The organism is Fibrobacter sp., from assembly GCF_045112255.1.
Lineage (GTDB): Bacteria > Fibrobacterota > Fibrobacteria > Fibrobacterales > Fibrobacteraceae > Fibrobacter.
Map to the genome: position 1 here is coordinate 1 of NZ_JBGUHR010000078.1, position 13,956 is coordinate 13,956.

The window sequence follows — 13,956 nt, forward strand, 5'->3', positions numbered from 1 at the left end:
AAGAGTTTTTTGCTTTCTCAAGGACGCAACGCCAGAAGGCTCTATGGAACCACCAGCCTAGCTGGTGGTTTTCGTTTATACAAAAAAAGCCCGTTTCATCTTGTGAAGCGGGCTCTCGATAACTTACCAGCGAACGATCGCAATTGCTATTTAGTCTTTCTTGGACTTGTGGCCATAACCATAGCCATAATAACCGTAATAGCCATAGTAACCGTGTCTATGTTCGCTATGGTTCAACACAAAGGCCTTGGGCTTATCGCAATAGCGCTCCAAAGTCTGTATGGATTCCTTGATAGAATCCATAGAATGACGGCCATAGTGCAACACGACAAGGGCAAAGTCAATCAACGGGCAAATCATGTATGCATCCGTCACCATATTCATCGGTGGAGTATCGATAATAATGGCATCATACTTCGGACGAATTTCGTCAAGCAAATTCTTGAGCATGTCACCACGCAACAGCTCAAACGCAGAAAGAGTAAACTTACCCGATTCCAAGATATCAAGATTCGGAAGGTTAGTACTCGTGATTTTTGCGTTTTCAAAAGTAACCTTGCCCATAAGGACATCGGCAAGACCAACCTTGGTAAAGCGGCACGAAGCTTTTCTCATATCAGCATCAATATACAAGGTTTTCTTCCCGACCAAGGCATATGTAGCCGCAAGGTTTGTCGAAATAAAGCTCTTACCGGCACGAGGCGTAATGCCTGTCACCATGATCACCTGATGTTCCTTATTTATATTGAACGAAAAATCTATCGCTGTAAGAATGGAGCGAATTGATTCGCTAAGAGGATCGTCAGGATTTGTCTGCACATGAGTTTGTCTTGTCTTTTTAAACTTATAGTTCAAGTTGGTGTCAGAATTTTCAGGAACCCTGGCAAGTACGCTTGTATTCGTTTCTCGTTCGATGTCCGTAACGCTGCGAACGCCATTGTGCAACATGCGCAAGAGGAATACCAGAAGAACGCCCAGCATAAATGAAGCGGCCACAGCGCAGATGATGATATTCATCTTCTTCGGTTTGCTCGGAGCACCGTTAATCTGCGCAAAGTCAACAATGCGCACGTTACCCACTTCACCTGCACGCACAACGCGCAACTGCTGGATATTGTTCAGCATGTTGGTGTAAATCTCGTTATTGACCGACACATCTTCTTTCAGGCGGGCCACTTCTTGTTGCGTCAAAGGCATCTTTTCAGCATTTTTCTTTAACTTGCCAAGTTCTGCTCTTAAACGATTCTGCTGGCGAATGAGCGTCTGAACGCTTGGATGTTCTTCCTTGAACAAACGCATGGCAGCTTGTTTTTGCTGCTCTATTTCCAAAATCTGTCTCTGGATTTCGCTTTCCTTGCTCAAATGAGCGCTCGTTTCGCCAACCATATCCACAGAACCAATGCTGTGACGGTAATCGGCCAAAATCTTTTCAACACTGTCTAGCTTAGCTTTCACACCAGGGAGCTGCTTTTCCAAAAATTCTAGAGTCTTAGCGGCTTCGGCACTGCGCATTTCAACATTCTGGCGCAAGTAAGTCTTTGCAACCGTATTCAAGATCGAAGCTGCCCTATCGGGATAGCGATGATTGAAACTAGCTTCGATGATGCCGCTCTTCTTGCCTTTTTCTGCAACCTTGAGTCCACCTTTCAAAGCCGCGATGGCCCCAAGCATTCCCGACTGCGAAAGGATAAATTCCTGGCCCGGCAATGCAAGCATCTTTGAGACATGAATGTCGAGAGTATCGCCAGCATAAGCGGTCCTGTGCATTTCACCGACTTTGCCTTCCAGAATGACTTGTTCTTCAGGAGAAATGACCTCGTATGTATTTTCATCGATGGCTCTAGCCATCCACTTGTCCGCACGTGCCAGCGCAGGAATGTAGAGGGAATCTAGGTCCATGCGCCCTTCCTTGTGCGTAAAGCGATCAATAGCGCCAACTGGCGTCGCATTGAAACAAAGATGCTCGGCTTCGACGACATAGCTCAATACCATGCGGCTCTTGATAAGCTCAATTTCGGCATCGGCCGGGCTTGCTACATCAAGGATGGAACCCATCTCGCCCATAGCCTTCGTGGCGTTACCGCCCTTTGCATCTATTTGCAACAAAATATCGCTAGTGTACTGCGGGCGTAGCCAGTTTGCAATTGAAAAGCCGATAACGCCGCCGACCAAAATGAACAGCAATAACGTGAATTTCCTTTCCCAGAGGATTTGCATTGCTTCAAGCAACGTAATAGTGTTGCTATCAGAAGGCAACGGAATTGCAGCTTGACTAACAATTTTTTTCTCTTCTTTTTCTTCCATAAGATATCCTAATTGTGTAGAGCAGTCACAAACAGATTGAATAACAAATGCTTTTAAACAAATAGAAAATTAGTTTATTTTTCTCTGACAATCAACTTATTTTTTTTATAAACAAGTTGTATTATACAAAATGCTATCCAACCTAAATGGTTGGATAGCATTTACTTTGTCAAAGCTACCGTTTTATCCATTACTTTGCAAAAGGAACGAGTTCCACACGACGGTTTTGAGCACGGCCGGCAGCATCGCCATTATCGGCAATCGGCTTGGACGGGCCATAACCAACAGCACGCAGACGGCTGCTATTCACGCCACGCTTTTCAAGATAAGCGACCACAGCCTGGGCTCGAGATTCTGAGAGTTTCTGGTTCTTGACTTCAGAACCCTTGTTGTCTGTATGGCCCTGAACTTCAAGATTCGCTTCTGGAATCCTGTTCATAAGATCGGCAATATCGTTAAGAGTCCCGTAGCTTTTCTTGGTGAGCTTTGCGGAACCGGTCTTGAACTGAATCCCTTTCTTAAGCTGGTCGAGGTCTTCCTTCTTGTTGATCGGGCAGCCTTCACCGTCAACACGGATTCCCGGGAGTGTATTGGGGCACTTGTCGATAACATCGGCAACACCGTCCTTATCGAAGTCTGGCAAGCAGCCCGTAGAGTCTACGGCGTGACCTGCTGGAGTACCCGGGCACTTGTCCTTGAAGTCTGCAATACCATCATTGTCGCTATCAAGCACACAGCCGTTCGGGCCAACCTCTGCACCGCGCTGGGTATTTGGACACTTGTCGAGGTAATCGGCAACACCATCCTTGTCATGGTCCATTGGGCAACCCGTAAAGTCAACAGGAATACCGGCCGGGGTGTTCGGGCACTTGTCGAGATTGTCCGCAACACCATCCTTGTCAAAGTCAAGCATGCAACCTGTAGAATCCACAGAAAGACCTGCGGCCGTATTCGGGCACTTGTCGCTTACGTTAGGAATACCGTCGTTGTCAGAGTCAACGCGAGCAAGGGAATCTGCAATAGCTCTTTCACGAGCAAGCTTTGCTGCATCTTCAACAGGGCAACCTTCGGCATCGACCTTAACGCCCTTTTCTGTACGGGCGCATTTGTCGTCGCTATCCGGGATGCCGTCACCATCGGAATCCTCCGACTTGGGCGCAGCATCAAATTTGACGCTCAAGAGGGCTGTGCCGGAAAGTAGCGGAGCACTGGTATAACCATAATTTGCCTTGACGCCTCTCTGGCCCTGGTAATAGATGATATGATCCCTACCATACTTGACATCAGCATAGTGATCGAAACCACTCTGGAATAAACGGGCAGCAAAGTCCATACCAAAAGCAAAATCAATATCATGCGGGAAGTGGAAACGGACACCCGGAGTAATAAGCATCGGGTCTACAAGCGGGTCGAACGAGTAACGACCGTTATCCATCAAGCGCATTTCACCAGAGAATTCCAGGAACGGAGTCATCCAGGAAGTCGCATTCCAGTTCAGACCCGTGCTATAGACAAATGTTTGTGTCAAGCTATAACTGGCCGGAGAAACATAGCTTGCAGCCAAGTTCCACACGATCGGAGCGCCAATCTTGTTGAAGTCGAATGTGAATGCAAGGCCAGCACCAAAAGCCCACCTATCCGCAGTAAACGGATGCGTATAGCCGCTACCGTTCAAGTACCAGGCATGGCGAGGACGCACACCGGCACTTTCTTCACCAGTCGGAACATAGAGGTCGAGCATCAATGCCATGCTATAGACACCTGCCGATGCAAACGGAAGGCCGATTTTTGCAAAGACATCCAAGTCACCACGGCTGGTTGTCCACATATTCGCCGATCCACCCCACTTGGAATTGGCGTGTTCATAGTAAAGAGGGAGAGACATACCGACATCGATGAAATCGAGGACACCGACTTCAACGAATATGTTTCCTGAAAGGGATGCGTCAGCATCATTGAAGGCGTATCTTTTCCCCTCGACTTCATAGATACCGCCACGAGAAAGTCCCCAGGAGCCAATCGTAAGATTTCCGCTAGCCCCGAGATTGACTTGCCATTGACCAAGAGTCTTTGCACTGATTTCATGCAAGCCCTCCGATCCACCCAGCATTCCAGCCTGAGCAAAAGCCAGAGTACTAGATAACAAACCTAGAGTGATGATTTTTTTCATATTTTATCCTTCTTTTGAGTTTGTCTTTGTTGTTAAGACTTTTGTTCCTCTGATTCAGGCTTCTTTAGAATTGTACTGTTAAACTTTTCTGGAGTCGTGAACGTCGGGACAATTTCGTGCAAAGCGCGGATGGCGATTTCATCATTGTTTTCAGAAGCCGCACTCTTAAGCTTCCACAGTTCGTTGATGAACTTGGATGTGTCAATATCGATTTGCTTGCCTATGAAGATAAGCTTGTTCTTAGTCTTCTTCAGGCCTTCTTCGTTCATCAAGAGCTCTTCCTTAATTTTCTCCCCTGGACGGAGTCCCGTGAATACAATCGGCACATCTTTATACGGCACCTTGCCATACATGCGGATCAAGTTTTCGGCTAGTGTTACAATCTTGACCGGCATACCCATATCAAGCACGAAGATTTCGCCACCATGAGCGATACTTGCGGCTTCGAGCACAAGGCTCACGGCTTCTGGAATTGTCATGAAATAGCGGATGATTTCAGGATGTGTTACCGTAACAGGTTTGCCCTGTTCTATCTGACGCTTGAATAGCGGTATCACGCTTCCGTTACTGCCAAGAACATTGCCAAAACGCGTTACGACAAATTCTGTATTGCTATCCTTTTGCATGGACATAAAGCGAACGATCATTTCGCAGCAGCGTTTGGACGCGCCCATGACATTTGTCGGGTTTACGGCTTTATCCGTACTGATCATCACGAATTTTTTGGCTCTGTTGAACATGGCTAGTGTTGCCACATTAAATGTGCCGATAACATTATTCTTGATCGCTTCCATCGGATTGTTTTCCATCAGGGGCACATGCTTGTGTGCTGCCGCATGGAATATGATTTCTGGATGGTAAGTTTTGAAAATCTGGTTCATACGGAAATAGTCTCGGACACTTGCGATGAGGGTCACAAGGTTCAGCGAACTTCCGTATTCCATGACCAGTTCCTGCTGGATATCGTAGGCGTTGTTTTCGTAGATATCGACAATGATAATTTGTTTAGGATTGTACTTTGCTATTTGTCGAACAAGTTCACTTCCGATGCTACCGCCACCACCGGTCACCATGCAAACTTTCTTTTCGATATATGCACGAATGTCCTTGTTGTCGAACTTGATGGGGTCACGACCAAGCAGGTCTTCAACTTTAATGTCGCGAATTTGCGTTGCATATGTTGTTGATCCGTCTTCGACATTGGCATCGAGAAGGGTACCTACAAAAGGAAGGATTTTTACCGGAAGCCTCGTCTTGCCGCACAAGTCCATAATGATCTGACGGTCTTTCGGAGGACAGCTCGGGATTGCAAAAAGAATGAGGTCGATCTTTTCTTGCTCGGCTATTTTGGGAATATCTCTAGTAGACCCGGCTACAAGGACGCCTTCATATTTTTTTCCGATTTTATAGCGATCATCATCGATGAGGCAGACCGGATTGAGATTCAAAACTTTCGAAGTGAGCTGTCCATTTTTCGCGTCTATTGCACTACGCTTGATTTCATCGAGCAAAAGCTTTGTCGCATTTCCGGCACCGATAATCATGGTGCGTTTTTTCAGTGCTTCGCGATGACCTGTTTCTATGATTGAGAGAAACGCGTTTCTAAACATGTAGCGAAAAAGACATACGCCAATGCATGCTATGAATGCTTGTGCCAGGGCGAACTGCCAATACAGGACGCCGCGCATAAGATAAAAGAAAAAGTGTGTGGCAATAAGACCTGTAAAGACGCCCTTGGCGCAGCTGTAAAAATCATATCGGTTGAGGTAACGCCAAAGCTTGTTGTATGCACCAAAGAAAAGCAGGCTGCTAAAGCATAAAATGACGCTTAAAAAGAATATGGCAAACTGGTCTGCTCGATCAATTGATTTTGCGTATAGCGGTAAAGGAAAGTTTGCAAACAAGCCTGCAACAACAACAATAAATGCATCGGCAAAAGCCAAAACGCGTTTGCGGATCCTGAAGCTAGAAAGAAAGCCCGCCAATTTGGTCATTATTTTCTCCCGACTTGAACACCAATTATGTTTTAAAAATCGTTTTCTTATGCTACAAAATAGCTACAAATAGTTACCAATAAAAGGTCGTGCGGAGAAAATAGGCCCTAATTTTGCCAAAAGTCAGCTCCATTTCAAAAGAAGCGTTGCTTCCACTGTAGCTTATCGACGGTGTAATCGTATATTGGAGAGGTGCTTTGTCGATAAATTTCTTTTCGACTGTTTTATACGGGTCTTCAATCTTGCTTCCGTAGTCGATTCCTTTCCAAAGCCATTTGTTGTGGAGTCCGAAAAAGAATTTCATCGAGGAATTCCAGAAAAGTCGGCTGTAAACGGTCCAGTCGATAGCAAGCGAATTTGGGCCGTTGGGATTTCCGAGAGGAAGTCCAAGATGGGCAATCTGCGCTTGAGCCGTATCATAATGGCAGTATGTGTAGGGTTCGACTCGTGCTATTTCGGCGATTGTACCAAGCTGCAACTCCTTCCCTTTTATTTCTAGATCATGAGCCACCTGAAAACCAAGCAAGGCCGCCCAGCGGTTATTGCTATAGCGGTTCTGATAAACGGCGTATGGCGACTCCATATCGTCGAGGAAGAATTCGCCGTAAATTCGGGCAAGCTTGAAAAGCTGAACGTTCATGTCTACGGCAAGGGCGCCATTGTTCACGCGTTCGGAATAGTTGCCTTTTTCGATAAAGAGCGGTGCGACAGGAACAAAGAGCCAGGGCTTATTCTCATTATAGAGAATCTGCAATTCTGAAATTCCAAAGGTAAAATTCTTGAGGGCAAGTTCATAACGATGTGCATAGAGGTTGCGGTCGTTCAGATTGTCCTTGCTGTAGCTCCAGGAATTTACGCGGAGATCGGCGTAGACGCTGTAAATACGTAACGGCCCAAATGTAAGGTCGAGCGAAAGCATGTTGTACGGAAGCGCAAACTGATTTAGCGAAAGGTTGTTATAGTACCCCGGACCCCAGTGCAGCACGTCACGAGCAAGCTGTAAACGTGCCCAGGCATAGTTGAGCGCGAAGTGCGCACGGTAACGCGCGAAGCTCACGTAATCTATGCCGCCATCCCCACGGTCCTTAGACTGGACATCAAAAACTTCGTGGTCATAGCTTTTGGGTTTCTTGGCGGCATGCCCTTCGGAATATATTCTGGCATCAAGATCGAAGTCTAGCGAGTCGGCGAAACCGCGAATGAAAAGTCCAGCATCGATTGCTGGCCAGATCGTATCGCCAAGAGCAGAAGATGACTTGTAATCGATCCCGATAACTGGGCTGACGGCGATTGCGAACTTGTGCGAGTAATTGCTGTCGCTTTCAAAGAACGCCATCGATTTTTTATGGTTCTTGTAAAAATCTTTCTGGAACGTCGTATCACGGCGCGGATAAGTGAAAAAATGCCTCCCGTCATTCACCGTCTGGCGGTGGTATTCGAAAAGCATCGGTGCATAATCCAGCCCGCGCAAGTTACGAGTCCGTTCTGAACTTATAACTGGTGAAGAACCGATTTCAGCAAATGCGATTGCCGCTAAAACAAGGCATGCGATAATTGATTTCATTCTCCCCTCTTGGAAAAGCCCTACTCTTCGGCGTCTTTGTCAATAACCTCTGCCGCAGAATCACCACGAAGTGCGACAAGGCGTATGCCATCAAGCGTCAGGTATGGATCGTAAGTATCTATGATCTTGGTATGGCTTGCTATAGTGCGACCCCAGCCTCCAGTTGCAAAAACAGGAACGTCCTTCTTACCCATTTCCTGCTTGATCTTAGCAACTAGCGTTTCGAGTTCTGCCATGAAGCCAAATAAGAGACCCGCACGAATAGCGTCGTCCGTATTGTTTGCAATGAGACGCTTTGGCCATTCGATGCTGACGGGTAAAAGTCTTGCTGCTTTTTGCGTAAGCACATCGAGGCTTGCGCTGATGCCCGGTATGATAATACCTCCCGCAAAACCGCCGTCCTTCATCACGTCGAATGTCGTGGCCGTTCCCATATCAATAACAATGGCGTCGGAGTAGCCGCGTTCCTTGAGCGCAATCACGTTGCAAAGACGGTCTGCACCAAGCGTACTCGGGTTCGGATAGGCAATGGGGCAATTAAGGCAGTTTGTGGAGCTTACCACTTGAACAGGGCGTTTTAAAAGCGTTTGCAAAGCCTTGACCCACGGGCGTTCAAGCGACGGCACGACTGTAGAAAGCCCTACATGCGTTACGGATTCCAGCTTGGTCTTCGAAAGGTGAATGAGGCCACCTACGCGATTCATGACTTCATCAGATGTCGTTTCCTTGCGGGTGGTCAGTCTCCAATGATCTACAACTTTATCGCCTTTGTATATCCCAAGGACTGTGTGCGTATTGCCCACATCGACCACGAACGACAATGAGTTCTTTAAATTCTTTTTCATTGCAAAAAAGATAGTAATAATCAATTAGTTATTGGTTAATCTAAAGACTAATGACTATTGACTAGTTTAAAAAACGCTTCTTTCAATTCTCGCGTTGCTTTTTCAGGATCGTCCGCCTTCATAATGGCAGAAACAGCACAGATGCCTGAAATTCCAGATCCCTTGAGGACATCGATATTATCCTTGTTCAGTCCGCCGATAGCGTTCACTTTTATAGGCACCGCTTTCACAATGGCCTTGAGAGTATCAACGCTTGTAAGAATCGTGACCACCTTCGTTGTCGTCGGATAGATGGCCCCAACGCCAAGATAGTCAGCCCCCTGTTCGTAAGCTTCTAAAGCTTGCGGAACAGTCTTTGTCGTCGCTCCAATTATTTTATCTTCACCCATCAGCTGTCGTGCTATTTTAACAGGCATATCTGTTTGCCCGACATGTACACCTTCAGCGCCAATCGCAAGCGCCACATCAACGCGGTCATCGATAATCAGCGGAATATTGTAGCGCTTGGTGATTTCGTGAGTCGCAGCCGCAAGTTCCATGTATTCGCGTGTAGAGCGGTTCTTTTCGCGAAGCTGGATGAGCGTTGCCCCACCTTTGCAAGCGGCCTCGACTGTTGGCAAAAAACGATCTGTAGGTACGCTAGTACTATCTGTAATGAAATAAAGCGTTGTATCAATTTTTTTCATGTTTTTAAAGGTAGAAATTATTAGTCCACTGTGGAATAGACTAGGTTGAAGTTTTTAAATTGTGCGGTTTCTCACGTTTGTTACGTTCTTGTTACGAAAATATGTCAGTGCCAACTTGCAAAATATAGATTACCCTAAAAGGGGTAATCCCTTAATAAAACGTATATGGAGCGATATTATGAAACCGATAAATTCAAAGAAGGGTATTACCCTCATGGAGCTTATGGTGGTTATCGCTATTATGGGCGTTCTTTCTGCCGTAGCTATGCCTAAGTTTTTCGGGTTTGGTGAAAAGACACGTGAAAAAATCGACCTGTTAAAACTTTATGACTTGAGAAACGCTATCAATATAGCGCTAATCGAGGACAGTGATGCGTTAACGCATTATACACCTGTAAAAAATCTCAATGATGACCAGAAGAAAAATCTCTTGACAAAGCTGTCCAACGGTCTTTCTTCTGATGGAGGTGCAACATTATTTGTGATTGAACTTCATAATGGTTTGTCAATCAACGTGCAGGGAAGTCACGGCAGCGCCAATAATGCAAACAACATTTGTGAAATGATTGGTTCAAGCGGAACCTGGTACATGGCTCTGAAAGATGCCAACTTTGACGGTGTCGCAGACATTATTGCCGCTAGGTTGAATTACAAATACAATAAAGACGGTGATTCCTATACATCTAAATCTTATATAAATTCAAGAAAGCAGACGGACTATCGAACAGCACCTAAAAAGCCGCTATTCCAGAGTAAAGCTTTGAATATAGGAAAGATAAACGACAACGAACGTTATACAGTCAGTGTTCGCTGGACGGACCCTATTTCGCCAGGCTTTTCTGTGGAAGTCTACTTGCTTCCGCATGGAAAGACTTGGGAAAGCGCATACATGTCCGATAACGGAACTTGTTTCTCTACCTACGGTAATAAAGGTTGTTCAAAAAAATAATTTGCTAGAAATAAAGAAACGCCCCGGATTTTTCCGAGGCGTTTTCTTGTAAATGTGGCAAGAGCCTGAATTTAACTAATAACTAACGACCAACGACTAACAACTAAACATACAGATAATCGTTCAGCACGGGCTGCATGCCTTCGCTGCTCATGTCGGCGTACATCTTGTCGATGCTGCGACCGTCATTGATTTCGAACTGTTCGTCTCCGCCTTCGCCATCGTCGTGACCACTGTATTTGCTTTCGTGGTCGCCAATGCCGGTAGAGACGCCTGCGGAAATCTTCGTGGCGGCGATTTTCACGATGCCATTGCGGAATTCCTTGCTTTCGCGGCTCGAAACCGTGATGCCTACAAACGGAAGGAAGATGCGGTAAGCGCAAAGCACCTGGCAGAGTTCCTTTTCGTGAACGTCAAGCGGGCTGATTTTTTCGTTGTTCACAATCGGGCGGAGACGCGGGCAGCTGAGGCTCATCTCGGCATGCGGATACTTCTTTTGCAAGTAGTAAACGTGCAATGCGCTTGCGAGTGCGTCACGGCGAAAGTCCGAAAGTCCGAGAAGCGCCGAGAATCCGCAACCGCGCATGCCACCCATGAGGGCGCGTTCCTGAGAATCAAAACGGTATGGGAACACACGCTTGTGGCCGAGCAAATGAAGCTGTTCGTAGCGCTTGCGGTCGTACGTTTCCTGGAATACAGTCACGTAATCAACGCCGCATTCGTGCAGGTACTTGTATTCATCGACATTCACCGGGTAAACTTCGACGCCCACGAGCTTGAAATACTTGCGAGCAAGCTTGCAAGCTTCACCGATGTATTCGACGCTGCTTTTGGCGCGGCTTTCGCCGGTGAGCAACAGGACTTCTTCCATGCCGCTGTCGGCGATGACCTTCATCTCGTGCTCAATCTGTTCCATGTTCAGCTGCATACGCTTGATGTGATTGTAGCAGTTGAAACCGCAATAGACGCAGTAGTTTTCGCAGTAGTTTGCGATGTAGAGCGGCGTGAAAAGATAGACGTTGTTACCGAAATGGCGACCTGTCTCAATCTTTGCCTTGGCGGCCATCTGTTCAAGGAACGGTGCTGCTGCAGGAGAAAGCAAAGCCTTGAAATCTTCGATAGAGCAAGTGTCGTGCTGCAAAGCAAACTGCACATCGCGAGCGGTGTACTTAGAAGCATCGTAACTCTCGAAAGCGTCAAGAACCTTGTCGCGAATGTCGGAATGAATCACTTCCATTCCCGGCAGGTATTCCATGATGTCCGTGCGGACAGATGGATCTGTTTCGATCCTGTGCTTGCGTTCTAGAGCCGCAGGCGATAGTGAACCCGTATCTACAAAATAATTATTGTCTTTGCGTTCTGTTGTCATAAGTCAATAGCCGTTAGTCAATGGTTTATAGAAAGCGTCATCCTGACGACCAAGGGGAGGAAAAATCCAGTAAAATCTTGTAATACTGATAAATCGACTGGATTCTTCACTTCGTTCAGGAAGACTTCTTCAATAATTCCTCATTCCGAAATCCTAATTCCGAATTATCCTAGTCCCTCAAGAATCCTGTGAGCGGATCGGAAGCGGATGCGCCACGGGAAAGCACACGACCAAGACCGGCAAGGTAAGCCTTGCGGCCCGCTTCAATCGCGAGCTTGAATGCCGATGCCATTTGCGCGAGGTCGCCTGCTGTTGCAAGAGCGGTGTTTGCCATAATAGCAGCAGCGCCCATTTCCATCGCAGCACAAGCTTCGGACGGTTTACCGATGCCTGCATCCACGATAATCGGGAGTTCGATTTCGTCAATCAAAATCTGGATAAAGTCTTTAGTGCAAAGGCCCTTGTTCGAACCGATCGGCGATGCCAGCGGCATCACAGCGGCAGCACCCGCATTCACGAGGTCGCGCGCCACGTTCAAATCCGGGTACATGTAAGGCATGACCACAAAGCCTTCCTTCGCAAGCGTTTCGGTTGCCTTGATGGTTTCTGCATTGTCTGGGAGCAAGTACTTGGTATCGCGCATGATTTCGATTTTCACGAAGTCGCCGCAACCGAGTTCACGGGAGAGTCTTGCGATGCGGACAGCTTCTTCGGCATTGCGAGCGCCAGACGTGTTCGGCAAAAGCGTGACGTTTTTCGGAATGTAGTCGAGAATGTTTTCGTGTTCTTTGGTATTCGCACGGCGAACGGCGAGCGTTACAATTTGTGCGCCTGCATCCTTGACCGCAGCTTCAATGAGCTTGAGGGAATACTTTCCAGAACCGAGAATAAAACGAGAATCAAATTCATGACCGCCAATAACAAGTTTGTCAGAATTCATTTGCATGTCCTTTATGTTAAACTTCTAGACCGGCTATAATCCGGATAATCGTGAGCGCCTCATGCGCTGCGCAAATCTGTACACGTGGAGCGAGAAGCGCAAGCATTTGAGTCACGTCGCTCTCGCCATCGCCACAGAGATAAAAATGTTTTGAAATCTTACGCGTCTTGATGGAATTTGCATCGTCTGTGCCCGCCATTCCAGAGGCGGCTACAAGATACTTTTGCGGATACTTTTCAAGCACCGCGTTCACAAGCATCGCTTTCGCTTCGGGATTGTCGAACGCTTCGCATACAACGTCGGCATTTGCTACGAACTTGTCGATGTTTTCTTCCGTGATTTTTTCGTCGTACGCTTCGAGTTCGGTGTACGGAGCGATTTCTTTCAAGTTCTCGACGAGAGCAAACGCTTTGGGCATTCCAACTTGAGAAGCCTTGTACTGCTGGCGCTGCAAGTTCGTCACGTCAACACGGTCAAAATCCACGAGAATGAGCTTCTTTATGCCTGCACGAGCGAGATTGATGGCAACGTTAGAGCCAAGACCACCAACGCCACAGATTACAACTGTGGCCTGTTCTAGCTTTTGAACGATATCTTCGCCTTGCTTTTGTACGAGTGCGCGTCTGAACTCTTCCCTGCTCGGGATTCGAACGCTCTCCATCACCCGCCTCCAACAAAGTTCACAACTTCGACGACATCCCCCGCTTCGAGGACGACTTCTGCATATTTTGCCTTGGGGACGATTTCCAGATTGCGTTCGACGGCGATGCGCTTTGTATCGTAATTTGCTGACGCTAAATATTCGGCAATGGTCATGCCTGCCGCTGCGACGTCTTCACCGTTGATTTTGACTGGATTTGAGTTCAATGGAACCTCCCTACGTTGGCATTATCCAAATCAGGTTCGGTCGAAGTTTTCAACTTCCTCTCAGCCCGTTTTACGAGCTCCCGTAAACGCGATAAAATTAACTATTGAAGGGGTATTTGGCAAGTTAGAATAAGGCATTCTGCCTTGACTGAATGCTTTTATTTTAATCAGAAAAAGTACTTCATGCGGGCGGGGCCCCAGCTCGGAGTTGCGAAGGCCGCACGGGCCCCTCCCTGCACCCTCCCCATCCTTGGCCGACGCTTTTATT

General features: G+C 47.0%; 11 protein-coding genes and 1 riboswitch. Of the genes, 1 reads left to right on the forward strand and 10 read right to left on the reverse strand.

Annotated elements, in window-relative coordinates:
* Positions 1-150: 150 nt before the first annotated feature.
* The 6 genes from ACJMM9_RS10645 to thiE all read right to left on the reverse strand — a co-directional run bounded on the left by ACJMM9_RS10645 (position 151) and on the right by thiE (position 9,563).
* Positions 151-2,304 (reverse strand): polysaccharide biosynthesis tyrosine autokinase, encoded by a 2,154-nt coding sequence (locus ACJMM9_RS10645; RefSeq protein WP_405326608.1) that lies wholly within the window; start codon positions 2,302-2,304, stop codon positions 151-153.
* Between the two features lie 190 nt (positions 2,305-2,494).
* The gene (locus ACJMM9_RS10650) at positions 2,495-4,474 is read right to left on the reverse strand and encodes an OmpA family protein (RefSeq protein ID WP_405326611.1); all 1,980 of its coding nucleotides are present in this window, start codon (positions 4,472-4,474) and stop codon (positions 2,495-2,497) included.
* Positions 4,475-4,506: 32 nt separating this feature from the next.
* Positions 4,507-6,468: a polysaccharide biosynthesis protein gene (locus tag ACJMM9_RS10655; protein WP_405326613.1), complete on the reverse strand. Its 1,962-nt coding sequence runs from the start codon at positions 6,466-6,468 to the stop codon at positions 4,507-4,509.
* Positions 6,469-6,541: 73 nt separating this feature from the next.
* The gene (locus tag ACJMM9_RS10660; RefSeq protein WP_405326616.1) at positions 6,542-8,032 is read right to left on the reverse strand and encodes a hypothetical protein; all 1,491 of its coding nucleotides are present in this window, start codon (positions 8,030-8,032) and stop codon (positions 6,542-6,544) included.
* A 20-nt stretch (positions 8,033-8,052) separates the two neighbouring features.
* Positions 8,053-8,877, reverse strand: coding sequence for a type III pantothenate kinase (locus tag ACJMM9_RS10665; RefSeq protein ID WP_405326618.1), 825 nt, complete (start codon positions 8,875-8,877; stop codon positions 8,053-8,055).
* 47 nt (positions 8,878-8,924) lie between these two features.
* Entirely contained in the window at positions 8,925-9,563 is a 639-nt protein-coding gene (thiE, locus tag ACJMM9_RS10670) for a thiamine phosphate synthase (RefSeq protein WP_173466640.1), read from the reverse strand.
* A 178-nt stretch (positions 9,564-9,741) separates the two neighbouring features.
* Between thiE and ACJMM9_RS10675 the strand changes: the two genes are divergently transcribed.
* Positions 9,742-10,512, forward strand: a complete 771-nt coding sequence (locus tag ACJMM9_RS10675) for a type II secretion system protein (RefSeq protein ID WP_405326621.1) — start codon at positions 9,742-9,744, stop codon at positions 10,510-10,512.
* 103 nt (positions 10,513-10,615) lie between these two features.
* Here ACJMM9_RS10675 and thiH read toward each other — a convergent pair whose 3' ends face one another.
* From thiH to thiS, 4 genes are all read right to left on the reverse strand, one after another.
* Positions 10,616-11,881: a 2-iminoacetate synthase ThiH gene (gene thiH / locus ACJMM9_RS10680; RefSeq protein WP_405326624.1), complete on the reverse strand. Its 1,266-nt coding sequence runs from the start codon at positions 11,879-11,881 to the stop codon at positions 10,616-10,618.
* Positions 11,882-12,050: 169 nt separating this feature from the next.
* Positions 12,051-12,821 (reverse strand): thiazole synthase, encoded by a 771-nt coding sequence (locus ACJMM9_RS10685; RefSeq protein ID WP_405326626.1) that lies wholly within the window; start codon positions 12,819-12,821, stop codon positions 12,051-12,053.
* A gap of 16 nt (positions 12,822-12,837) precedes the next feature.
* On the reverse strand, positions 12,838-13,482 hold the full coding sequence (gene thiF, locus ACJMM9_RS10690; RefSeq protein WP_405326629.1) for a thiamine biosynthesis protein ThiF: 645 nt from the start codon (positions 13,480-13,482) through the stop codon (positions 12,838-12,840).
* Positions 13,482-13,688 (reverse strand): sulfur carrier protein ThiS, encoded by a 207-nt coding sequence (gene thiS, locus ACJMM9_RS10695; RefSeq protein ID WP_088639943.1) that lies wholly within the window; start codon positions 13,686-13,688, stop codon positions 13,482-13,484. The genes thiF and thiS overlap by 1 nt, the downstream gene beginning before the upstream one ends.
* A riboswitch (TPP riboswitch) is annotated at positions 13,679-13,782 on the reverse strand. It overlaps the preceding gene by 10 nt.
* Positions 13,783-13,956: the final 174 nt, after the last annotated feature.